Raw genomic sequence first — 22,286 nt, 5'->3', positions numbered from 1 at the left:
GATCATGAAACGACGTCCCTCGATCATATTGCGTGCTTCCCTTGTCGCCGTCCTTGCAGCGCTGGCAGGCCCTGCCCTGGCCACTGCGGCGCCCGCCACCGCCGCCGCGCAGAAGGCGGCTGAACCGAAGCCGGCGTCGAAGAAAGCGGCGCCGGCCCGCACCGCGAGCGAGCCGCCCGCGCACATCACCGAAGGCTGCCGCGGCGAGGCGGCGCGGCCGGCCGCGATGGCGCTCCAGATGGGCAAGTCGACCATGCTGCGCCTGCCCGAAAAGGTGGCCCGGCGCAGCGTCGGCAACCCGGCCGTGGTGCAGGCCATGCTGGTCGCCCCCGACACCTTGTACATCGCCGGCGTCGACGTCGGCAGCACCAATATGATCGTGCAGGGCCGCAGCGGCTTGTGCAGCGTGATCGACATCACCATCGCGATGGACCCGAGCGGACTGGAAGCCACGCTCAAGGCCGCGATGCCGGACGAGCAGGACATCCGCGTGATGGCGGCCAACGACAGCCTGATCCTGACCGGCACCGTCAGCGACGCCACCGCCGTGCAGCGCGCGGTGGAACTGGCCGGCGCCTACGTGCGGCGCCCGCTGCGCCAGCTGCCGGCGGCCGACAAGGAAAACGATACCGACGGCGTGATCGTGGTGGGAAGGAGTGGCGCCGGCGGCGGCGGCGGCGGCGGCGGTGGCGGGGCGGGCGGCGCCGGCGCCCGGGTGGTCAACCTGCTGGCGGTGAGCGCCCCGCAGCAGGTGCAGCTCGAGGTCAAGGTGGCCGAGGTCTCGCGCACCCTGCTCGAACGGCTCGAGACCGGCACCCGCTTCAGTTTCGGCTCCGGCAGCTGGACCACCACCCTGGCCACCGATTTCCTGAGCGGCCTGGCGCGCGGCAGCCTGTCGGGACTCAAGACCAATGGCAACCGCTTCGCCATCGAGGCCGACAAGCTCGATGGCCTGGTGCGCATCCTGGCCGAGCCGAACGTGCTGGCCATCAGCGGCCAGGAAGGTTCCTTCCTGGCCGGCGGCAAGTTCTACATCCCGGTGTCGCAGGACGACGACCGCGTCACGCTGGAAGAGAAGGAATTCGGGATCGGCGTGCGCTTCACCCCGACCGTGCTGGCAGGTGGGCGCATCAACCTGAAGGTGGCGCCCGAGGTGTCCGAACTGTCGCGCGAAGGGATCGGCATCACCGCCAACGGCATCACCGGCACCGCCATCATGCCGCTGGTGACTACGCGCCGCGCCAGCACCACGGTGCAGCTGCACGACGGCCAGAGCTTCGCGATCGGCGGCCTGGTGCGCAACAACCTGATCGCCAATATGAAGGGCTTGCCCGGCCTGGGAGACATTCCGGTGCTGGGCGCGCTGTTTCGCAGCACCGACTACCAGCAGGACCGCACCGAGCTGGTGTTCGTGATCACGGCGCGCCTGGTCAAGCCGCTGCCGGGCGGCAGCCACGTTTTGCCCACCGACGGCCATGTCGTGCCGTCGCGCGCCGGCCTGATGCTGGGCGGGCGGCTGGAAGGGGAGTCGCCCGCCGCTGCGCCTGCCGGTGCGCCGGCCACGCCAACGGCCGCGGGGCAGACCGCAGGCGTGGAAACCGGACGCTTCGAACTGACGCCGGCGGCTTCGAACTGATATAGGGGAATGCGATGCGAACCATATTCACACGATGGGCGGCGCTGGCGCTGCTCGCCTGCGGCGCGCCGGGGTGCGTCTCGACCACGCCAGACTGGGATGCTCGCTTCGGCGCCGCCACCCGCAACAACCTGGCGGCCCAGGTGATCGACCCGAGCGCCGCCGCCAGCAATCCCGCCCTGGGCCTCGATGGCCGCGCCGCGCGCGCCGCCATCGACAACTACCAGCGCTCGTTCGCCCGGCCGGAACTTGGGCCGCCAGCGGCGATGGTGGACCAGTGATGGACGCGCGCGCAACGAACGTCCTCCGTCCGGGGCTGCCATGAGAGCGCTCCTGATCAGCCGTGACAGCCACTTGTACGCGGAGCTGGCCTCGCAGGGCGCGGCGCGGGTGCCGCCCCTGCACCTGGCCGCCACCCGCGCCAGCCTGCGCGAGGCGCTCGACCGCCCCGAAGCCGACGCCCCGCAACTGGTGATCGTCGACGCCAGCGGGCTGGAACCTTCCGAATCGAGCCTGCTCGAGCGCCTGGGCCGCCAGTACCCGGATTCGCAGCTGATGCTGCTGACTAACCAGCACCAGCCCGACCTGTTGATCACCGCCATGCGCGCCGGCGTGCGCGAGCTGCTGCAATTGCCGCTGGTGCACCGCGCCTTCCACGAGGCGATGGACCGGATCGCCACCGCGGCCGGCGTATCGAGCCTGCGCGAAGGCAAGGTGCTGGCCTTCATCGCCTGCAAGGGCGGCAGCGGCGCCACCTTCATCTCGGCCAACTTCGGCTATGCGCTGGCCACGCTGGCGGGCAAGAAGGTCTTGCTGATCGACCTGCACGGCCAGTTCGGCGACGCCGCCCTGTACGTGTCGGACCAGAAGCCGGCCATGACGATGTCGGACGTGTGCGCCCAGATCGCGCGCGTGGACGGGCCCTTCCTCGAATCGTGCCTGGTGCACGTCACGCCGGGTTTCGGCGTGCTGGCCGCGGCCGACGATCCCGGCCACGCGAAAGAGGCCAGGCCGGAGCACATCGACACCATCCTGCGCGTGGCGCGCCAGAACTACGACTATGTGTTGCTCGACGTCGGGCGCCAGATCGACGCGGTGTCGCTGCGCGCGCTGGACGTCACCGACACCATCTATCCGGTGCTGCAGCTGGCGCTGCCCGACATCCGCGACGCGCGGCGCCTGCTCGACATCTTCCGCTCGCTGGGCTACGTGCTGGACAACATCCGCCTGATCGTCAACCGCTACGAGAAGGGCGGCAAGCTGCGCTTGCAAGACCTGCATGCGGCGCTCGGCTGCGAGGTGGTGCACACCTTCCCCAACGACTACGTCGCGGTGACCGATTCGGTGAACCAGGGCGTGCCGGTGCTGCAGCTGTCGCGCTCGAGCTTTGCCGCGCGCAGCCTGGCCGAGATGGTCGAGCTGGTGACCGCGCACCGGGTCCAGGAAAGCCGTGGCCTGCTGGATCGCCTGTTCGGGCGCCAGGACGCGGATTACTGATCCATCACTGATCCATTATTGCTCCAGCCACGAAAGACACAAAATGTCCCTTCGCGAACGACTTGCCTTGTCCGGCCAGGAGCGCATCACCGGCGACGGCGCCGAGCTGCAGGATGCGCCGAACCAGGCCTACCAGGAACTCAAGAAGCTGATGCACCAGATGATCCTCGACCGGATCGACCTGGAGCGGCTCAAGCGCCTGACCGCCGAGCAGTTCAAGCACGAGCTGGCGCTGCTGGTCCAGCGCATCATCGAGGACGAGCGCATCGTCCTCAACCAGCACGAGCGGCACCACCTGGTGCTCGACATCCAGCACGAGATGCTGGGCTTCGGCCCGCTCGAACCGCTGCTGTCCGACCCCTCGATCTCGGACATCCTGGTCAATACCTCCAACAAGGTCTACGTCGAGCGCCACGGCCGGCTGGAGCTGACCGAGATCACCTTCCACGACAACGCCCACCTGATGAAGATCATCGAAAAGATCGTCTCGCGCGTGGGCCGCCGGGTGGACGAGTCGAGCCCGATGGTCGACGCCAGGCTGCCGGACGGATCGCGGGTGAATGCGATCATTCCGCCGCTGGCGGTGGACGGGCCGATCCTGTCGATCCGCCGCTTCGGCGGCAGCCCGCTGACGGTGCAGAACCTGCTCGACTATAAAAGCATGACCACGCCCATGATCCGGGTGCTGGAAGGGCTGGGCACGGCCAAGGTCAACATCCTGATCTCGGGCGGCACCGGCAGCGGCAAGACCACCTTGCTCAACCTGATCTCGGGTTTCATCCCGGCCAACGAACGGGTGGTGACGATCGAGGACGCGGCCGAGCTGCAGCTGCGCCAGCCCCACGTGGTGCGCCTGGAGACGCGGCCGCCGAATATCGAGGGCAAGGGCGAGGTGCCGCAGCGTGCGCTGGTGCGCAACGCGCTGCGGATGCGGCCCGACCGCATCATCCTGGGCGAGGTGCGCGGCCCGGAAGCGCTCGACATGCTGCAGGCGATGAACACCGGCCACGAAGGATCGCTGGCCACGATCCACTCGAACACCCCGCGCGACGCGCTGTCGCGGCTGGAGAACATGGTCAGCATGGCGGCGGTGAACCTGACGCCGCGCGCGATCCGCCAGCAGATCGTGTCGGCGGTGACGGTGGTGGTGCAGGTCTCGCGCCTGACCGACGGCACGCGCAAGCTGGTCAGCCTGCAGGAAATCACCGGCATGGAGGGCGAGATCATCTCGATGCAGGAGATCTTCCGCTTCGAGCAGAGCGGGGTGGACGTCGACGGCAAGGTGCTGGGCCACTTCAGCGCCACCGGTGTGCGCCCGCGCTTCGCCGACCGCCTCAAGCTGTTCGGGGTCCCGGTATCGGACGATTCCTTCGATCCCGACCGCAGGTTTGACTGAACCGATCCACTGGGGGCGCGCATATGGACGGCTTGTTCTATGGCTTCGTGGTGCTGCTGTTCGCGGCCGTGATCCTGGCGGTCGAGGGCTTCTATCTGTGGTGGATGAGCACCCATGGCGCGGCGGCGCGCCGCATCGCACGCCGCCTGCAAATCATGTCCGGCGGGGTGAATGCCCGCGGCGGCGAACGGATCTCGATCCTCAAGCAGCGCCGCTACAGCCGCTTCCCGGCGCTGGACCGCCTGCTGCATCGCTTCAGGCTGGCGCAGCGCATCGATGCGCTGCTGGTGCAGGCCGGCGCCACCTGGTCGGTGGGCCAGTTCCTCGCCGGCTCGCTCGGCTGCCTGGTGGCGGCCCTGGTGTTCACGTCGGGCGCCGTCAGCGCGGTCCAGGTGCCGTTGCCGGCACGCCTGCTGGCCTGCATCGGCGGCCTGTTCCTGCCCTGGTGGCTGCTGCACCGCATGCGCATGCGGCGCCTGGTGCGCATCGAGCACCAGCTGCCCGAGGCGGCCGACTTCATCGCGCGAGCGCTGCGCGCCGGCCACTCGTTCACCAACGTGCTGCAAATCGTCGGCAACGAACTGCCCGAGCCGCTGGCCGGCGAGTTCCGCATCACGCGCGAGGAAATCAACTATGGTGTGCCGATGAACGAGGCCCTGCACGGCCTGGCCGAACGCATCCCGCTGACCGACCTGCGCTACCTGATCATCGCGGTGCTGATCCAGCGCGAATCGGGCGGCAACCTGGCTGAAATTCTCGGCAACATCAGCCAGATCATCCGCGCCCGACTGAAGCTGGTGGCGCACGTGCGCGTGCTGTCGGCCGAGGGCCGCATGTCGGCCTGGATCCTGGGCCTGCTGCCGTTCGGCGTGATGGGCGTGATGCTGGTCAGCAGCCCGGACTACGTGCGCATGCTGTGGACCGATCCATCCGGGGTGCGCCTGCTGTGGTACGGCCTGGGCATGATCGTGTTCGGCGTGCTGTGGCTGCGCAAGACCATCCGCATCCGCGTGTGAGGCTCCCATGACTTCTTCCCAACTGGTTTTCCTGCTGATCGTCTTCGCCGTCGTCTGCCTGCTGGCCTGGGTCGCGCTGGTGCTGTTCGCGCCGCTGGCCCTGCGCGAGCGCCTGCGCCGCTTCCTGGGCCCGCGCGCCGGACCGGAAGCGGGGGTGCGCTGGATCGAGCGCGTCGCCAGCGTCGCCCGCCCCCTCACCAGGCTGTCGATCCCCGAGGAAGGCTGGGAAAAATCGACCCTGCGCACCCGCTTCATGAACGCCGGCTGGCGCCACCCGTCGGCGCCGACGCTGTACTTCGCGTCCAAGACCGCGCTGGCGCTGCTGGTGCCGGCCTTGTGCGCGCCATTCCTGGTGCTGTATGGCTCGTCCCTGGGCGGCAGCAAGGTGCTGGGCATCCTGCTGCTGGGCGCCGCTTTCGGCTACTACGCGCCGAACGTGGTGCTCGAGCGCCTGGTGCAGCGGCGCCGGCGCGAGATCTTCGAGACCATCCCCGACGCGCTCGACCTACTGACCGTCTGCGTCGAGGCCGGCCTGAGCCTGGAGCGGGCCTTGGTCAAGGTGGCGGCCGAAATCCACATCAAGAGCGTGGTGCTGTCGCAGGAGCTGCAACTGGTGCTGATGGAGATGCGCGCGGGCTTTTCCAAGGAAAAGGCGCTGCGCAACTTCGCGCTGCGCTCGGGCGTGGACGACGTCGACACCCTGGTCGCGATGCTGATCCAGTCCGAGCGCTTCGGCACCAGCGTCGGCGACTCGCTGCGCGTGCATGCCGAGAACCTGCGCCACAAGCGGCGCGTGATGGCCGAGGAAACCGCCGCCAAGATTGGCCTCAAGCTGCTGTTCCCGCTGATCTTCTGTATTTTCCCGACGCTGCTGATGGTCCTGCTCGGGCCGGCCGCGATCCAGATCTCGCGCACCCTGGGTTCCATGCCATTCGCGCGCTGAAAGGAGCAATCCATGCGACGCACCCTCGAGATGACCCGCCTGGCGCTGCTGTGCGCCGGCCTGATGGCCTGCTCGCCGTTCGGCTGGCGCGCTGCCCTGGACACCGGCGCGCAGGCCGACGACATCTATCGCACCGGCCGCGCCCAGCACCTGGCGCAACAGCCGGACGGCGCGCGCGCCGCCTACGAAGCCGTGCTGCGGCTGGAACCCGGCCATCCCGGCGCGCGCAACGGCCTGGCGACCCTGCACGCCGAAGGACGCGAACTGGAACCGGCGATCGCCATCTGGCGCGAGCTGACCGCGTCGATCGGCCTGGATGCGGGACCTGGCAAGGCTTACCTGTTCGCCAACCTGGGGCAGGCTTACCTGCTCAATGGCGAACATGAGGAAGCGCGGGGCGCGCTCGAACGGGCCTGCCTGCTCGACCCGCTCAATCCGCGCGCCTGGCAGCTGCTGGGCGACGCCCTGGCGGCATCGGGACATCCCGAGCGCGCTGTGCAGATGCACCGGCAGGCAGCGGCGCTGCGCCAGCACGACCTGCGCGCGGACTTCGCCGCCGCCGGCGGCAAGACCGAGGTGGCGCCGCTCGGCCAGGCCCTGGCCGCGCCAAAGCCGCAGGCCCAGCCCGACTGGTCCCAGTCCTATATCCACGTCGGCCTGGACGGCATGATGGAGTTACGGCGGGTGGATGCGGCGCGCGTGGCGCATGAGGCACGCGAGGCGCCGGCTCCGGCTGCGGTGGCGCGCCTGGAGATCCGCAACGGCAATGGCGTGACCGGCATGGCGCGCGCGCTGTCGAACCGCATCGACGAACCGGGCATCCGGGTGACGCGCCTGTCGAACGAACCGGGCTTCACGGTGTCGCACACCCGCATCGAGTACGAGGCGTCGCATGCCGACGCCGCGCGCAGGCTGGCGCAGCGCCTGGGCAGCACCCAACTGCGCGAAGTCGACCCCGGCGCGCCCGTCAACCTGCGGCTGGTGCTGGGCCGCGACCTGGCGCGCCACGGCACGGCCCTGCGCCTGGCCCCGCCCGCGTCGGCCGCGGACGGGCAGCGGCTGGCTTACCGGTAGCGCTCCAGCCACCAGCCGTATTGCGGCGGCAGGATGGCGAACGGGTTCTCGACGCCCAGCTCCTTGGCCGCGCGGAAGGCGTAGTGCGGATCGGCCAGGTGCTCGCGGCCGATCATCACCAGGTCGATCTGCTCCCCGACCACCGCCTGGTTGGCCACCTGCGGGTCGCCGATATACCAGGATGACGCCACCGGCAGGCCGGCCTCGTCCCGCACGCGCCTGGCGACCGGCGCCAGGAAGCCCGGACCCCAGGGAATCTTGACGTCGGGGACGGTGAAGTTGACGCTCACGTTCAACATGTCCAGGCCGGCCTCGCGCATGCGGCGGGTCAGCTCGATCGATTCCGCCAGCGTCTCTTCGTCGCGGCCGTCGTATTCGATCACGCCCATGCGCGCCGTCAGCGGCAGGTGTTCCGGCCACACCTCGCGCACCGCGGCCAGGGTCTCGAGCAGGAAGCGTCCGCGGCCATCGAGGTCGCCGCCGTATTGGTCATCGCGGCGGTTCGAATGCGGCGACAGGAAGGATTGCGCCAGGTAGCCGTGGGCGAAGTGCAGCTCCAGCCATTCGAAGCCGGCGGCCAGGGCGCGGCGCGCGGAGTCGACGAAGCCCTGGCGCACGCGCGCGATGTCGTCCAGGGTCATCTCTTGCGGCACTTTCGACAGGTCGCCGCCGAAGGCGAGGGCGGACGGGGCGATGGTCTGCCAGCCGTCCGGCGCATCGTTCGGAATGTGCGCGTTGCCGTCCCAGGGACGGTTCGCGCTCGCCTTGCGGCCGGCGTGGCCGATCTGGATGCCGGCCACCGCGCCGGCGGCCTTGATCCCGGCGGCGATGGCGGCCATGCCGGCCACCTGCCCGTCGTTCCACAGGCCGGTGCAGCCCGGGGTGATGCGGCCTTCCGGCGTGACGGCCGTGGCTTCGACGATTACGAGGCCGGCGCCGCCGCGCGCGATCGAGGCGTAGTGGGAGAGGTGCCAGTCATTGGTGACGCCGTCGACGGCGCTGTACTGGCACATCGGCGGCACCGCGATGCGGTTGCGCAGGGTGACGGATTTGAGGGTGAAGGGGGTGAATAATGCGGTCATTGGTGCTTTCCAGGTGATGCTTCGACACGCAACGATGCGCCGCACGGCAAATGGCCGCCCGGGTCAGTGCTCGCTGTGGGAAGAAGATCGGGGATTGTCGAATCGGTCCTGGCATGCCCCCTGTATCAGGGTCGCGTGCCTGGCCGTATTCTCGCACCGATGCAGATTGTCTGCAGGAGGCGGCCTTATTCCTGGCCGCCCGGTCAGGTCGTCAGGGCGCGGCCTTGCGATACACGCGCACGTAGTCGACCAGCATCTTGCGCGGGAACGGCGTGGTCGCATCCGGATAGCCGGGCCAGTAGCCGCCCACGGCCAGGTTCAGCAGCACGAAGAAGGGATGCTCGAACACCCACTCTCCCTTGACCGTCGCGGGCGTGGCGGTGTGGTAGTGGATGCCGTCGCGGTACCAGCGGATCTGTTGCGGCTCCCACTCGACGGCGAACACGTGGAAGTCGTCGCCGTACTCCGCGCCCTGGAGTGCGCTGGCTTTGCTGAACGCGTGCTCGCCCGAGTAGCCCGGTCCGTGCAGGGTGCCGTAGGCATTGGCCGGCTCCTTGCCGATGATTTCCATGATGTCGATCTCGCCGCTCTTGGGCCAGCCGACCTGGCCGATGTCCGCCCCCAGCATCCAGAACGCGGGCCAGATGCCCTGACCCTTCGGCACCTTGATGCGCGCCTCGTAGCGGCCGTACTGCGTTTCCTTCAGCCCGGCCGTCTTGAGCCGCGCCGAGGTGTAGTCCTTGCCTTCATGGCTTTCCTTGCGCGCCTCGATCACCAGGTGGCCGTCTTCCACGCGCACGTTCTCGGGCCGGTCGGTATAGAACTGCATCTCGTTGTTGCCCCAGCCATGGCCGCCGGTCTCGGGGAGCCATTTGCTGCGGTCCAGCGCCGTGCCGTCGAATTCATCGCTCCATTCGAGGGTCCAGCCGGGCAGGCCGGTGGTGGCCGTGGGCTGCGTGGCGCAGCCCACGCTGGCGGCCAGCGCGAGCAGCGCGGCGAGTCGGGTCAACGTCTTCATATGTCTCCTTGATTCGGCCGTCATCGCGCCGCGGGCGTCACCGCCCGCTGCTGCCTGACGTGCTTCATGATGTTGAGGAAGGAGTCGGTCCAGTATTCCTGGCGATGCGCGGCGAGGAAGCGGACCAGCTCCTCGTGCGCCTGCGTCGATACGCTCAGATGGTCGCCGCCGATGCCGTGGAAGGTGAACGCGATCATGGTGCCGCGTTCCCCCGCCTGCTTTACCAGCGCGATCAGCTCGGCGCCGCTCGCGCCGACCGGCGCGACCGAGGCCACCCGGTAGGGATCGACCGCCGCCATCGAGGCCGGCACGCCGGGACCGGCGCCGGCCTTGATCGCCACGAAGTGCGCATGCAGCGCCGGCAGGTAGTCGCCACCGAGTGCTTTCACGTCGAAGCAGGGAGCGGTATAGGTGCGCTCGCGGCGGCCGTCGATCGCAGTGAGCATCGTGTTGGCGAGCAGGACCTGGTCTTGCATCTGCTCGCGCGTGGTGGTGTCCAGGTTGCGGTGCGGCGCGACCCAGGCGCGGTCCGTTCCCGCGCCCGAACACTGGTGGAACAGGCTGTGGTTGCCCAGCTCATGGCCGCCCCTGGCCGCGGCGCGCCAGTCCTCCATGCGCCTGGCCACCGGCTCGCTGGACAGCTGCAGGAAGAACGTGCCCTTGATGCCGTGGCGGTCGAGCGCCGGGATGGCGTTATCGAGCTGGGAATCGAGGGCGTCGTCATACGCCAGGCTGACCGCCGCCCGCGCGCCGTTGGGCCAGGCGAAGGTGGCGTCCTGCGCATGCGCAGGGCTGGTGACGACGAAGGTAACGCCGGCCACGAGCACGACGGTCCGGGTGATAAGGAAGGCAAGAAAGTGGTGCATCCATGCTCCAATTTGGAAACGTTACCATAACGTCAACCGACTATAGCATCGGCGAAAAATAGCTGTCAACGAGGGAAACGACAGAGTGCGTCTGCATTTGGTAACCGACGCTCGCTCTGGTGCTGCACCAAAGTGTTGCAAAACTACGTCAAACACGGGGAACACGCCATGGATATTCGGTTGACAATTTTTTTTCCTAACCCTAATATTCAGTCAAATTCATGGAAACGTTTCCATGACGCGAACAAGTCAGCTTCGTTCCCTAGATGGCCTACTGAGCCAAGGAGCCGAGGACACATGAAACAGCGCGACGCGCACCGGGCAATCCATGCAACGAGGCCACCGGCACCAGCCGGCGGCCTCGTTGCGTCGCTTGGCGCGCGCCGCAGGTTTTCCTGGTCGGGAGGTGGCCAGGCAAGGATGTAGAAACACGACGCATGCCGCAATGCGTCCGATTTGGCGGAGACACCGTAGCTAGGCGACGGTCATATTTATAAAAAAACAGGAGAAGACATGTACTATCCGAAGGCGAAACAGACTCTGATCAGCCTGGCAGTTGCCAGCGCATGTTCGGCATTCATCCCGGCATTCGCGCAAGAACAGGCGACCGCGCCGGCCGAGACCGCGACCAGCGCCCCGAACCAGGCGACCGACGCCGCCAGCAACCCTACCGGCTCGATCACCGGCCCGGCGCAGCCGGGCGCCCAGACCGTGGTCGTGACCGGCATTCGCGCCAGTCTCGAATCGTCGCTGAACCTCAAGCGCAATGCGCAGGGCTTCGTCGACGGCATCGTCGCCGAAGACATCGGCAAATTCCCCGACACCAATCTGGCCGAATCACTGCAGCGTATCTCGGGCGTATCGATCGACCGCGAAATCGGCGAAGGCTCGAAGATCACCGTGCGCGGCGTGGGCCCCGACTTCAACCTGGTGCTGCTCAACGGCCGCCAGATGCCGGTCTCGAACCTGGGCGACCGCAACGGCCGTGCCTTCGATTTCGCCAACATCGCTTCGGAAGCGGTCTCGCAGCTGCAGGTCTATAAATCGAGCCGCGCCGAGACCCCGACCGGCGGCGTCGGCGCGACCATCAACGTGATCACCGCGCGTCCGCTGTCGCGTCCCGGCATGCAGGCCAGCATCGGCATCAAGGGCGTGCACGACACCTCGGCCACCAACCTGCCGGACGGCCTGCAGAGCGGCAACAAGGTCACCCCTGAAGTTTCGGGTATCTATTCGAACACCTCGGCCGACGGCCGCTTCGGCATCGGCATCTCGGCCAGCTACCAGGAACGCAACCTGGGCTACAACCGCGCCTCGGTGCCGAATGGCTGGAAAGGCCCGTTCCGCGGCGACGACACCCAGTGGGGCACGATCCCGCAGCCGGATGCGTCGGGCGCGACCCCTGGCATCACCAACCGTCCGGGTCCGAACGACCTGTACCAGGTGCCGCAAAACCTGAACTACAACCTCTCCGGCGTGCAGCGCGAGCGCACCAACGGCCAGGTGGTGTTCCAGTTCGCCCCGACCAAGGACCTGACCACCACCCTCGACTACACCTACTCGGAAAACCGGATCCACACCCGCCGCAACGATATGTCGGCGTGGTTCAACTTCGGCCCGTCGTCGAGCAGCTGGACCGACGGTCCGTTCGCCGCGCCGCTGACCTATACCGAGATCATCCCGCTCGGCGTCAACGACATCGCCATGGGCGCCTCCGACTTCGCCACCAAGAGCGAGAACAAGTCGCTTGGCTTCAACGCCGCATGGCGCGTGAACTCGGCCCTGCGCCTCGAACTCGACGCCCACAGCTCGTCGGCCGAATCGACGCCGGACAGCCCATGGGGTTCGAGCAATGTGATCGGCACTGCGAGCTTCAGCCGTGGCAACACCACCGCCGACTTCTCGCAGGACTTCCCGGTCCTCTCCATCGAAGGCGCAGACTTTTTGCGTTCGCCGCAGCAGGTCACCGGCTCGGTGTTCGAGAACGGCTACATGAAGACCGAAGTCGACCAGATCCAGACCCACGGCAGCTGGAAGGTGCTGGAAGCGTCCGAATTCAAGTTTGGCGTCGGCGCCACCAAGGTGAAATACCGCTCCGCCTTCTCGGTGCAGCAGCGCGATACCTGGGGCGGCGCGACCCCGGACTTCAACTACCCGGCCAGCCTGTTTACCCCGGATAGCCTCTCGAAGTACTTCGACCAGGTCGACGGCAGCGGCAACCCGAACCTGTTCAACCGCTTCCACACCTTCAACTTCGGCCAGATCCGCGACATCGTGGCGCAAGCCTCGGGCTTGCCGCAGCTGTACCTGCCGAAGACCACCTACGACACCGACCGTCGTACCGAGGAAAAGTCGAAGAGCCTGTACCTGCAATTCAACACCGAGTGGGATACCCGCTACCCGATCAATACCGCGTTCGGCGTGCGCTACGAGAAGACCGACGTCAGGTCGAGCGCGCTGGTGCAGGTGCCGACCGCGATCAGCTGGGTCTCGCAGAACGAGCTGCCCGTGCTGTTCGGCGATTCGGGCTTCACCACGCTGGACGGCAGCTATAACCACGTGCTGCCGAGCTTCGACGCCGACATCGCGTTCCGTCCCGACTTCAAGGGCCGCTTCAGCTACGGCGAGACCATCGGCCGTCCGCGCTACGACCAGATCGCCGGCGGCCAGGTCCTTGACACGCTGGCGCGCGTCGAAGGCGGCACCGGTTCGCAGGGCAACCCGGCGCTGGAGCCGGTCAAGTCGAAGAACATCGACCTGGCGCTCGAGTGGTACTACGGCCGCCAGAGCTTCGTCTCGATCAACCACTTCCGCAAGCACCTGGATAACTACGCCGGCCAGTCGCAGATCATCGCCCAGCCGTTCGGCGTGCGTACCCCGGTGGGCGGCGCCTACTGGAACGCGGCGCTGGCCAACGGCTGCGTGGTCGCGGACACCACCTGCATCCGCAACTACATCTTCCGCAACTTCAACGGCCAGGAAGGCGTGGTGCGCGGACCGGACAACGCGACCGGCGACGCCACCGGCACCATCACCGCGATCGGCTCCGATCCGGTGGCGGACTTCCGCATCACCTCGTACTCGAACCAGAAGAAGGCGCGTATCCGCGGCCTGGAATTCAACGTCCAGCACATGTTCGGCAACAGCGGCTTCGGCTTCCAGGCCAACTACACCTACGTCAATTCGGGCCTGAAGTACAACAACAACAGCTTCGGCGAGCAGTTCGCGCTGGTCGGCCTGGGCGACTCGGCCAACCTGGTGGGTATCTTCGAGAACGACAAGTGGAATGTGCGCGCGGCCTACAACTGGCGCGACGAGTTCCTGTCGTCGACCTTCGACGGCCAGGGCCCTAACCCGAACTACGTCGAAAAATACGGCCAGCTGGACCTGAGCATCGGCTACAACGTCAACGACAACCTGTCGCTGTCCTTTGAAGGCATCAACCTGACCGACGAGATCCAGCGCATCCACGGCCGCACCAAGAACCAGGTGCTGTTCGTGACGCAGTCGGGCCCGCGCTACATGGTGGCCGCACGTTACAAGTTCTGATCGGAGCTTTGCCTGTGCCGTCGTTCGGGAGTAGACTTCCCGGATGACGGCATTGACGGCGGGTCGGCAACAGCCGGCCCGCCGTTGTCGTTTCACTGACACCCACTACAAGATAACGAGACATCCATGCCCAACATCGCCCTGCTGAACAATATCGAGCACAAGGACCTGCGCATCATCCACGGCCACCGCCCCGGCCTGGGCAGCGAAGTCGCCTGGGTGCCGACCTTCGCCGACGAATTCCGCTCGCTGCAGGCGCACTATCCGATCATCTTCCGCCAGCTGGACGACGGCGCCAACTACGAGGCGATCGCGCTGCTCGGCTTCCAGCAAGACGAGAACCTGTTCCTCGAGGACGGCCGCTGGGATGCGCCGCTGGTGCCGTGGCTGCACGAGCGCCTGCCGTTCTACATCGGCCGCAACGGCGACGAGCTGATGATCCAGGTCGACCTCGATCACCCACGCATCAGCACGACCGAGGGCGAACCGGTGTTCAAGCCGCATGGCGGCAATTCCGACTTGCTCGAGAAGATGAGCCAGACGCTGTCGAACATCCACAACGGCGTGCAGGCCAACGCGGGCTTCCTCGAGGCCCTCAAGCGTTACGAGCTGCTCGATGCCTTCGTGCTCGACATCGAATTCGACAACGGCGAGAAAGCCCGCGTGGGCGGCTTCTTCACCATCCATGAAGAACGCCTGGGCGCGCTCGACGGCGCAGCCATCGCCGAATTGCATGCGGCCGGCTACCTGGCGCCGATGTACTTCGCGCTGGCCTCGCTGTCGCACTTCCGCGACCTGATCGACCGCAAGAACCGCAGGAACGCGCGCAATGGCGCCGCCAGTTAGACCGGTGCGCGAGGTCGCCGGGCTGCGTCCCGCCGACCTCGGCCCCGACATCCTCGCATCCACCGAGCCGCTGCTCTTGCGCGGCCTGGTGGCCGACTGGCCGGTGGTGCAGGCCGCGCGCTCGTCACCGCAGGCCGCCATCGCCTACCTGCGCCGCTGGTACGTCGACGCCACCGTCAACGCCATGCTCGGCGCACCCGAGATCGATGGCCGTTTCTTCTACAACGAGGCGCTGGACGGCTTCAATTTCCAGCCCATGCGGGTGCGGCTCGATGCCGTGCTGGGCGAACTGGAAAAGCACCTGGCCACGCCACAGCCGCCGGCGATCTACGTCGGTTCCACCACGATCGACGGCGCGCTGCCGGGCTTCAGGGGCGAGAACGACGTCGACCTGGGCCCGCGCGACCCGCTGGCCAGTATCTGGATCGGCAACCGCACGCGCATCTCGGCCCACTACGACTTGCCGGACAACCTGGCCTGCATCGGCGCCGGCCACCGCCGCTTCACCCTGTTCCCGCCGGGCCAGCAGCACAATCTCTATGTCGGCCCGATCGACCTGACCCCGGCCGGCCAGCCCATCAGCCTGGTGGATTTCAGGAACCCCGATCTCGCACGCTTTCCGCGCTTTGCCGAGGCGCTGGAGCACGCCCAGGTGGCCGAGATGGCTCCGGGGGACGCGATCTTCGTGCCCAGCATGTGGTGGCACCACGTCGAGGCGCTCGATGGCTTCAATGTGCTGGTCAATTACTGGTGGCGCCAGTCGCCGGACTGGATGGACACGCCCAACAACGCCCTGATGCACGCCCTGATGACGGTGCGCGACCTGCCCCCAAGCCAGCGCGCTGCCTGGGCCGAGCTGTTCCGCCACTACGTGTTCGAGGCCGATGCCGATACCGCGGCCCACATCCCGGAGGCCGCGCGCGGCCTTTTGGCGCCGCTCGACGACAATGCCTCGCGCATGGTGCGCGCGCAGCTCCTCAAGCGCCTGAACCGATAATAAAAAAGGCCCGCAGCATGCTGCGGGCCTTTTTTCTTGCGCCGACGTCGATTACTCGGCGGCGATCTTCTCTTTATGCAGATTGGCGTACTTCACGCCGTAGTACATGATGAACAGGTAGCAGGCCGCCGGCACCAGGAAAGAAATCTGCAGGCCGATGGTGTCGGCCAGGATGCCCTGCGCGAACGGCACCACGGCGCCGCCGACGATGGCCATGCACAGGATGCCCGAGCCCTGGCCGGTGAATTTGCCCAGGCCATGCAGCGCCATGCTGAAGATGGTCGGGAACATGATCGAGTTGCACAGGCCCACCGCCACGATGGCCCACATCGCCAGGCTGCCTTCGGTGAAGGTCGCGGTCAGGACCAGCGCGATCGAACCGAGCGCGGTGACCGCCAGCGATTTGCCCGGGCTCACATAACGCATCACGGCGAAGCCGATGAAGCGGCCGACCAGGGCGCCGCCCCAGTACATGCTGACGTAGCGCGCCGCGTCGGCGTGCGACAGGCCGGCGATGTGCGGCTCACCGATGAAGTTGATCAGGAAGCTGCCGATGCTCACCTCGGCGCCCACATACAGGAAGATGCCCAGCGCGCCCAGCACCAGGTGTCGGTACGACATCGCGCCGCCCTTGGCGTCGACCGCGGCGGTCGATTCTTCGAAGGCGATCTTCGGCAGGCGCGCCATCGCGAACATCACCGCCAGCAGCACCAGTGCGGCGGCCAGGCCCAGGTAAGGTCCTTGCACCGCGGCGGCTTCGGCCGCACGGTGCGCGGCCTGTTCGGCTTCCGGCAGCAACGCCAGTTGGTCGGCCGAGAGGACGACCGTCGACAGGATCAGGATGCCGCCCAGCGCCGGCGCCACGGTGGTGCCGAGCGAGTTGAAGGCTTGCGTCAGGGTCAGGCGGCTGGCCGCGGTGCGCGCCGGTCCGAGGGCGGTGACGTAGGGATTGGCCGCCACCTGCAGGATGGTGATGCCGCTGGCCAGCACGAACAGCGCGAACAGGAACATGCCGTAGCCGCCGTTCGAGGCCGGGTAGAACAGGGCGCAGCCGGCGGCCGCGATCAAGAGGCCGGTGACGGCGCCGTTCTGGTAGCCCAGGCGGCGGATCAGCGCGCCGGCCGGCAGCGAGACGATGAAATAGGCGCCGAAGAAGCAGAACTGCACCAGCATCGCCTGCATATAGGTGAGGGTGTAGATCGACTTCAGGTGCGGGATCAGGACGTCGTTCAGCGACGTGATCAGGCCCCACATGAAGAACAGGATGGTGACGATGACCAGCGCACCGGTGTGCTGGTTGCGCTCCCCGTCCACGGCCGCGCTGGCCACGGTGGGGTTCTGGATTGGGTTCTGCATGGAGTCTCCGTTGTTATTGCAGAGTAGCGATATGACCCGACAGCATAGCCGAAACCCCGCGCAACGCGGGATATTGTTCGGTGATCAGGTAGGTCGGAATGCGCGACAGATAGTCACCAAGACGCCCCTTGTCCTCGAAGCGCGCGCGGAACGCGGATTGTTCGAAGATGGGTCCCAGGCGCGGCACGATGCCGCCGCCGATATACACGCCGCCGGTCGCGCCGAGGGTCAGCGCGACGTTGCCGGCCACGCTGCCCAGGATGGCGCAGAACACGTCGACCGAGCCGCGGCAATCGCTCGATGAGCCATCCAGCGCCGCCGCGCTGATGTCGGCCGCCTTGAGGCGCTTGCCGGTGCGGGCCCAGTGGATCAGCTCCATGCCCATCCCCGACAACAGGCGCTCGGCCGAGACGTGGCCGTATTCTCCCCACAGCGCTTCCAGGATCGCCACTTCGTCGCGGGTGACGGGCGCGAAACTGACGTGGCCCCCTTCGCCGGACAGCGGGATCCAGCGCTCGCCCGCCGGCACCACGCCCGAGACGCCAAGGCCGGTGCCGGGGCCGATCAGGCCGATCGTCCGGTTCGGCAGCTCGATGCCGCCGCCGATCTGCCGGCGGCCGTCCTGGGCCAGGTGCGGCAGCGACATCGCCAGCGCGGCGAAGTCGTTCACCATCAACAGGGTGGTCAAACCCTGTTCGATGCGCAAGGCTTCGATCGAGAAGCTCCAGTGATGATTGGTCATCCTGATCTCGTCGCCTTCGACCGGATTGGCGATCGCGATCGCCGCATGGCGGACGGTGTCGACCGCGAACCCACGCGCCCTGGCATTGGCCAGGTAAGCGCGCATCGCCTCGCCCAGGCTCGGGTAGCCGGCGGCCGCCAGCACCTCGATGTCGTCGAACCCCGCGCCCGCAACCGACTGCAGGGCGAAACGCGCGTTGGTGCCGCCGACGTCGGCCAGCAGCCGCAGCCCAGTGGTCACCTCTTGCGTCATTTCAGTTCACCGCACTGCACGGCGCCTGCTTCCTTGGCCGCGCCGCCGGCGATCTCGATATTGGCGAAGGCCGCCGAGAACTCGGCATCGCTGGTGACGGCGAACGGCGTATCGACCTTGGCCAGGTCGAGGCCCTTGGCCTGGAAGCACGCCAGCGGAATCGCGACGGTGTTCTTGGCGCCGACGGCCAGGCGCTTGAACAGGGCGGTCGCATCCAGGTCGACGCTGGTGGAACCCTGGCGCATCGACAGCGTCACCTTGCCGGCCGGCGCCTTGGCGACGATGGTGTCGAAGCGCAGCGCGCCATCCTTGACCGCTGCCGCGGGCAGCCTGATGGCGCGTGCGCCGCGTGCTTCCAGCGTGGCCGGGCCAGTCCAGGCGCCCAGCTTGGCGTCCTGCTGGGTGTTGACCTGGGCGGTGGTGACAGTGATGTTCGGCAGCTTGAAGCTGGCGTTCAGGTCGGCGCCGAGCACGGTGGTCTGCTGGCCGCTGCGAATGGCCAGCGGATAGCTCAGGCGGTCGGCCTGGCTGAACACCGGGAAGGTGTTGCCGGCGCTGCAGCCGCCTTGCGGATAGCTTTCATCGAGCTTGCCCAGTTTGGAACGGGTCGCGACCTTCAAGCCATAACCGTAGGCGAACAGCGGCGCATAATCCTTGTCGCCCACGTTCAGCTTGATCTGGCAGGCCGACTTGGGCCACGAGAACGGCAGCACGCCGCGGAAGTCGTGGCGCTGCTGGCCTTCGACCAGCAGATCCGACACGCCCTTGCCTTCGGAACCCGGCAGCCAGGCCGAGATGAAGGTATCCGAGAGATTGAGCAGGTCGTTGGCGAACACCGGACGGCCGGTGACCATCACCGTGACCACCGGCTTGCCCTTGCCGCCGACGGCTTTCAGCACGGCGAGATCTTCAGGATAGCGGCTGCTGTGGCGCAGCGTTCCGGACGGGTGGATGTCGCCGTCGCCTTCGGCATAAGGACGCTCGCCGATGACGGCGACCACGACGTCGAACTTCGACACGTCGACGCCTTTCGCATCGAGGCTGAAGGTGACGTTGTCCTTGCCGGCCGCTTCACGGATGCCGGTCAGGATGGTGTCGGCATTCTTGAAGTCGGCATTGGTGGTGGCGGTGCCCTGCCAGGTGATCGACCAGCCGCCGCTCTGGTTCGACAGCTCGTCGGCGCTCTTGCCCACCACGAGGATCTTCTGGCCGCGCTTCAAGGGCAGGGCCGGGCCTTCGTTCTTGAGCAGCACCAGCGATTCACGCACCGCCTGGCGCGCCAATGCGCGCGCCTGCATCGCGTCGTCCTTGCCGGCATAGGCGTTCTGCACCGGGCTCTTGTCGAACAGGCCGGCGCGCAGCTTGACGCGGATGATGCGCGACACCGCGTCGTCGATGCGCGACATCGGGATCTCGCCTGCTTCGACCTGCTTGATGGTGTTGGCGATGAAGGCCTTCCAGTCGTCCGGCACCATGATCATGTCGTTGCCGGCATTGATCGCCTGGGCGCAGCTGTCGTTGCGGCAGCCCTTCACTTCGCCGTGGCCGTTCCAGTCGGTGACGACGAAGCCGTCGAAGCCCATCTTGACCTTCAGGATGTCGGTCAGCGCTTCCTTGCTGCCATGGAGCTTGCCGTACTCCTTGCCGCTGGCGGTATCGGTCCAGCTGTTGAACGAGGCCATCACGGTCTGCGCGCCGGCGTTCAGGGCCGGGAAGTAGCCGGCGCCGTGGATGTTGATCAGGTCGGCCTGGCTGGCCTCGGTCACGCCGCGGTCCTTGCCGTTTTTCGTGCCGCCGTCGCCGATGAAGTGCTTGGCGGTGGCGATGGTGTTGGCGTCGTCCTTGAACGCGCCTTGCATGCCCTTCACGTATTCGCCGGCATAGCTGCGCACGACTTCCGGATGCTCGGCATAGCTTTCGTAGGTGCGGCCCCAGCGGTCGTCGCGCACCACGGCCAGCGTCGGGCCGAACACCCAGGCGATGCCGGTCGCGCGCACCGCCTTGGCGGTGGCGGCGCCGATCTCGCGCATCAGCTGCGGATTGCGCGCGGCGCCCAGGCCGATATTGTGCGGGAACAGGGTGGCGCCCGGCACGTTGTTGTGGCCGTGGACCGCATCCGTGCCCCACACCACCGGCACCTTGATCGCCATATCGGTCTTCATCGAGGCCTCGTGGTAGGCCTGGGCCAGCGCCAGCCACTCCTTGGCGTCGGCCGCCTTGTTATTGTTTGGCCAGCTGCCGCCGCCGTTCAGGACCGAACCGAGGTAGTACTTGGTCACGTCTTCCGGTTTGGTGGTCTTGATCTCGGGCTGGGTCATCTGGCCGACCTTCTGGGCCAGGGTCATCTTGCTGACGATTTCCTGGACCCGCTTCTCGATCGCGTCGTCCTTCTTGATGGCGCTGGTCACGCGCGGCCAGTCGGCCAGCCTGGTGTCAACCGGGGCGGCAGCGCCGCAGATGGCCGGCAGGGCCAGGGCGATGGAGAGGGCCAGCGTGGAAGGACGAAGCTTGAAGGTCATGGGTTGTCTCGCTTTATTGTTCGTTGAAGTAAACGCTTATTCGTGAAAGCTCATTCCTGGCGCAGGAAGGAACCATACCATTTGCCGCTGTTCTTCAGGCGGCGCTGCTGGGTGGCGTAATCGATGTGCACCAGTCCGAAGCGGCGCAGATAGCCTTCGGCCCATTCGAAGTTGTCGAGCAGGCTCCAGGCGAAATAACCCTTGATCGGCGCGCCCTGGTCGATTGCCTCCTTCATGGCGGCCAGGTGGCGCATCAGGTAGTGGCGGCGCTGGACGTCGTCGATCTCGCCATCCGGGCCGACGCTATCCTCGAAGGCCGAACCGTTCTCGGTGACGTACATCGGGCCCGGTTGGTAGTCGTTCTCGATGCGGGTGAGCAGTTCAGTGAAACCTTCCGGCGACACCGGCCAGCCCATCGCGGTGATCTCGCCGCTGGTGGTCGGCAGTACTTTGGCGTCGAGCGGCGCGTGGCCTTTTTCGTGCTTGATGACCTCGGGGAAGTAGTAGTTCACGCCCATGAAGTCGGTCTTGATGGCGATCGCTTCCATATCGCCAGGTTCGACGTCGGGCGCCGCGGCGCCGAACCGTTCGCGCGTGGCTTCCGGGTAGCCGCGGCCGAACAGCGGGTCGAGGAACCAGCGGTAGCGCAGGCCGTCGTGGCGCTCCATCGCAGCCTGGTCTTCTGCGCTGTCGCTGGCGGCGCGCAGCGGGTGCAGGCTGACCGCCATGCCCACTTTCGCATCCGGTACGTTGGCGCGGATCAGCGGCACTGCCTTGCCGTGCGAGACCAGGACGTTGTGCGCGACTTGCAGCGCGGCCTTGAGGTCGGTCTTGCCCGGCGCATGCCAGCCTTCGAAGTTGCCGATGATGGCCGTGCACCACGGTTCGTTGTGGGTGATCCAGTGCTTGACCCGGTCGCCCAGCGTGCGCGTCATGGCGTCGGTGTACTCGAGGAAGGCGTCGATGGTGGCGCGGTTTTCCCAGCCGCCGGCATCCTGCAGCGCCTGCGGCAGGTCCCAGTGGTACAAGGTGGCCCATGGTTCTAGGTCCCGTTCGAGCATGCCGTCGACCAGGCGCGAATAGAAGTCCAGGCCTTGCTGGTTCGGCTGGCCATTCACGCCGGTATAGATGCGCGGCCAGGCGAACGAGAAGCGGTAGGCGTTCAGGCCCATGCCGCGCGCGATGTCGAAGTCTTCCGGCCAGCGGTGGTAGTGGTCGCAGGCCACCAGGCCATCGGAGCCGTCGCGGATCGTGCCGGGGGTGGCGGCGAAGCGGTCCCAGATCGATTCCACGCGGCCGTCTTCACGGCCGGCGCCTTCGATCTGGTACGACGAGGTGGCGCAGCCCCACAGGAAATCGCGGGCGAAATCGCTGCGCTGCGGCGCGGAAGGCTCGGGTCGGTTGGCAGTGGTCATGGTCTCGCTTCAGGTTTTGGTGTTGTACTCAATTAAATTTTGGGACAGCTTAACAAGACATTGGAAAGCTTTCCAGTCTGGC

At 67.0% G+C, this 22,286-nt stretch carries 17 protein-coding genes; 10 read left to right on the top strand and 7 right to left on the bottom strand.

Annotation, left to right across the window (positions count from 1 at the left end):
- The first annotated feature begins 4 nt into the window (after window positions 1–4).
- The 7 genes from FVD38_RS12990 to FVD38_RS12960 are packed head-to-tail and all read left to right on the top strand — an operon-like array spanning window position 5 to window position 7,562.
- The gene (locus tag FVD38_RS12990; protein WP_147935185.1) at window positions 5–1,636 is read left to right on the top strand and encodes a type II and III secretion system protein family protein; all 1,632 of its coding nucleotides are present in this window, start codon (window positions 5–7) and stop codon (window positions 1,634–1,636) included.
- Between the two features lie 14 nt (window positions 1,637–1,650).
- Window positions 1,651–1,917: a hypothetical protein gene (locus FVD38_RS12985; protein WP_147935184.1), complete on the top strand. Its 267-nt coding sequence runs from the start codon at window positions 1,651–1,653 to the stop codon at window positions 1,915–1,917.
- A 40-nt stretch (window positions 1,918–1,957) separates the two neighbouring features.
- Window positions 1,958–3,133: a CpaE/TadZ family protein gene (locus tag FVD38_RS12980; protein WP_147935183.1), complete on the top strand. Its 1,176-nt coding sequence runs from the start codon at window positions 1,958–1,960 to the stop codon at window positions 3,131–3,133.
- A gap of 43 nt (window positions 3,134–3,176) precedes the next feature.
- A complete protein-coding gene (locus FVD38_RS12975) occupies window positions 3,177–4,529 on the top strand; it encodes a TadA family conjugal transfer-associated ATPase (protein WP_123070181.1) in 1,353 nt (450 codons plus the stop codon).
- Window positions 4,530–4,552: 23 nt separating this feature from the next.
- Window positions 4,553–5,545, top strand: a complete 993-nt coding sequence (locus FVD38_RS12970) for a type II secretion system F family protein (RefSeq protein ID WP_147935182.1) — start codon at window positions 4,553–4,555, stop codon at window positions 5,543–5,545.
- Window positions 5,546–5,552: 7 nt separating this feature from the next.
- The gene (locus FVD38_RS12965) at window positions 5,553–6,488 is read left to right on the top strand and encodes a type II secretion system F family protein (RefSeq protein WP_147935181.1); all 936 of its coding nucleotides are present in this window, start codon (window positions 5,553–5,555) and stop codon (window positions 6,486–6,488) included.
- Between the two features lie 12 nt (window positions 6,489–6,500).
- Window positions 6,501–7,562 carry a tetratricopeptide repeat protein gene (locus FVD38_RS12960; protein ID WP_147935180.1) on the top strand — a complete coding sequence of 354 codons (1,062 nt, stop codon included), beginning with the start codon at window positions 6,501–6,503 and terminating at the stop codon, window positions 7,560–7,562.
- Here FVD38_RS12960 and FVD38_RS12955 read toward each other — a convergent pair.
- The 3 genes from FVD38_RS12955 to FVD38_RS12945 all read right to left on the bottom strand — a co-directional run bounded on the left by FVD38_RS12955 (window position 7,553) and on the right by FVD38_RS12945 (window position 10,528).
- On the bottom strand, window positions 7,553–8,644 hold the full coding sequence (locus FVD38_RS12955) for an NADH:flavin oxidoreductase/NADH oxidase (protein WP_147935179.1): 1,092 nt from the start codon (window positions 8,642–8,644) through the stop codon (window positions 7,553–7,555). The genes FVD38_RS12960 and FVD38_RS12955 overlap by 10 nt on opposite strands.
- Window positions 8,645–8,855: 211 nt before the next feature.
- The gene (locus tag FVD38_RS12950) at window positions 8,856–9,662 is read right to left on the bottom strand and encodes a glycoside hydrolase family 16 protein (RefSeq protein WP_147935178.1); all 807 of its coding nucleotides are present in this window, start codon (window positions 9,660–9,662) and stop codon (window positions 8,856–8,858) included.
- Window positions 9,663–9,682: 20 nt separating this feature from the next.
- Window positions 9,683–10,528 (bottom strand): polysaccharide deacetylase family protein, encoded by an 846-nt coding sequence (locus FVD38_RS12945; RefSeq protein WP_147935177.1) that lies wholly within the window; start codon window positions 10,526–10,528, stop codon window positions 9,683–9,685.
- 513 nt (window positions 10,529–11,041) lie between these two features.
- Here FVD38_RS12945 and FVD38_RS12940 point away from each other — a divergent pair.
- The 3 genes from FVD38_RS12940 to FVD38_RS12930 all read left to right on the top strand — a co-directional run bounded on the left by FVD38_RS12940 (window position 11,042) and on the right by FVD38_RS12930 (window position 15,920).
- Window positions 11,042–14,077 (top strand): TonB-dependent receptor, encoded by a 3,036-nt coding sequence (locus FVD38_RS12940; RefSeq protein ID WP_147935176.1) that lies wholly within the window; start codon window positions 11,042–11,044, stop codon window positions 14,075–14,077.
- Window positions 14,078–14,203: 126 nt separating this feature from the next.
- Window positions 14,204–14,923 (top strand): SapC family protein, encoded by a 720-nt coding sequence (locus FVD38_RS12935; RefSeq protein WP_147935175.1) that lies wholly within the window; start codon window positions 14,204–14,206, stop codon window positions 14,921–14,923.
- Window positions 14,907–15,920, top strand: a complete 1,014-nt coding sequence (locus FVD38_RS12930) for a cupin-like domain-containing protein (protein WP_147935174.1) — start codon at window positions 14,907–14,909, stop codon at window positions 15,918–15,920. Before FVD38_RS12935 ends, FVD38_RS12930 begins: the two co-directional genes overlap by 17 nt.
- A gap of 51 nt (window positions 15,921–15,971) precedes the next feature.
- Here FVD38_RS12930 and FVD38_RS12925 read toward each other — a convergent pair whose 3' ends face one another.
- From FVD38_RS12925 to FVD38_RS12910, 4 genes are read right to left on the bottom strand one after another with little or no spacing between them, the layout of a single operon-like run.
- A complete protein-coding gene (locus FVD38_RS12925) occupies window positions 15,972–17,276 on the bottom strand; it encodes a sugar MFS transporter (protein WP_147935173.1) in 1,305 nt (434 codons plus the stop codon).
- A gap of 13 nt (window positions 17,277–17,289) precedes the next feature.
- Complete coding sequence (locus tag FVD38_RS12920) at window positions 17,290–18,258, bottom strand: glucokinase (protein ID WP_308616821.1); 969 nt, start codon at window positions 18,256–18,258, stop codon at window positions 17,290–17,292.
- An 8-nt stretch (window positions 18,259–18,266) separates the two neighbouring features.
- Complete coding sequence (locus FVD38_RS12915) at window positions 18,267–20,789, bottom strand: glycoside hydrolase family 3 protein (RefSeq protein WP_147935171.1); 2,523 nt, start codon at window positions 20,787–20,789, stop codon at window positions 18,267–18,269.
- A gap of 50 nt (window positions 20,790–20,839) precedes the next feature.
- Complete coding sequence (locus FVD38_RS12910; RefSeq protein WP_147935170.1) at window positions 20,840–22,204, bottom strand: GH1 family beta-glucosidase; 1,365 nt, start codon at window positions 22,202–22,204, stop codon at window positions 20,840–20,842.
- Between the last annotated feature and the right edge of the window lie 82 nt (window positions 22,205–22,286).

This window comes from Massilia arenae (assembly GCF_008014745.1).
GTDB lineage: Bacteria > Pseudomonadota > Gammaproteobacteria > Burkholderiales > Burkholderiaceae_D > Telluria > Telluria arenae.
Note: the sequence above shows the minus strand (reverse complement) of the source record. Positions and strands in the feature narration are given on the sequence as shown.

Excerpts from the sequence above, each read along its gene's own strand:
- FVD38_RS12970 (WP_147935182.1), top strand. The coding sequence starts at position 4,553 with ATGGACGGCTTGTTCTATGGCTTCGTGGTGCTGCTGTTCGCGGCCGTG.
- FVD38_RS12975 (WP_123070181.1), top strand. The coding sequence starts at position 3,177 with ATGTCCCTTCGCGAACGACTTGCCTTGTCCGGCCAGGAGCGCATCACC.
- FVD38_RS12980 (WP_147935183.1), top strand. The coding sequence starts at position 1,958 with ATGAGAGCGCTCCTGATCAGCCGTGACAGCCACTTGTACGCGGAGCTG.
- FVD38_RS12960 (WP_147935180.1), top strand. The coding sequence starts at position 6,501 with ATGCGACGCACCCTCGAGATGACCCGCCTGGCGCTGCTGTGCGCCGGC.
- FVD38_RS12955 (WP_147935179.1), bottom strand. The coding sequence starts at position 8,644 with ATGACCGCATTATTCACCCCCTTCACCCTCAAATCCGTCACCCTGCGC.
- FVD38_RS12945 (WP_147935177.1), bottom strand. The coding sequence starts at position 10,528 with ATGCACCACTTTCTTGCCTTCCTTATCACCCGGACCGTCGTGCTCGTG.
- FVD38_RS12965 (WP_147935181.1), top strand. The coding sequence starts at position 5,553 with ATGACTTCTTCCCAACTGGTTTTCCTGCTGATCGTCTTCGCCGTCGTC.
- FVD38_RS12985 (WP_147935184.1), top strand. The coding sequence starts at position 1,651 with ATGCGAACCATATTCACACGATGGGCGGCGCTGGCGCTGCTCGCCTGC.
- FVD38_RS12925 (WP_147935173.1), bottom strand. The coding sequence starts at position 17,276 with ATGCAGAACCCAATCCAGAACCCCACCGTGGCCAGCGCGGCCGTGGAC.
- FVD38_RS12930 (WP_147935174.1), top strand. The coding sequence starts at position 14,907 with ATGGCGCCGCCAGTTAGACCGGTGCGCGAGGTCGCCGGGCTGCGTCCC.
- FVD38_RS12990 (WP_147935185.1), top strand. The coding sequence starts at position 5 with ATGAAACGACGTCCCTCGATCATATTGCGTGCTTCCCTTGTCGCCGTC.
- FVD38_RS12915 (WP_147935171.1), bottom strand. The coding sequence starts at position 20,789 with ATGACCTTCAAGCTTCGTCCTTCCACGCTGGCCCTCTCCATCGCCCTG.
- FVD38_RS12910 (WP_147935170.1), bottom strand. The coding sequence starts at position 22,204 with ATGACCACTGCCAACCGACCCGAGCCTTCCGCGCCGCAGCGCAGCGAT.
- FVD38_RS12935 (WP_147935175.1), top strand. The coding sequence starts at position 14,204 with ATGCCCAACATCGCCCTGCTGAACAATATCGAGCACAAGGACCTGCGC.
- FVD38_RS12940 (WP_147935176.1), top strand. The coding sequence starts at position 11,042 with ATGTACTATCCGAAGGCGAAACAGACTCTGATCAGCCTGGCAGTTGCC.
- FVD38_RS12950 (WP_147935178.1), bottom strand. The coding sequence starts at position 9,662 with ATGAAGACGTTGACCCGACTCGCCGCGCTGCTCGCGCTGGCCGCCAGC.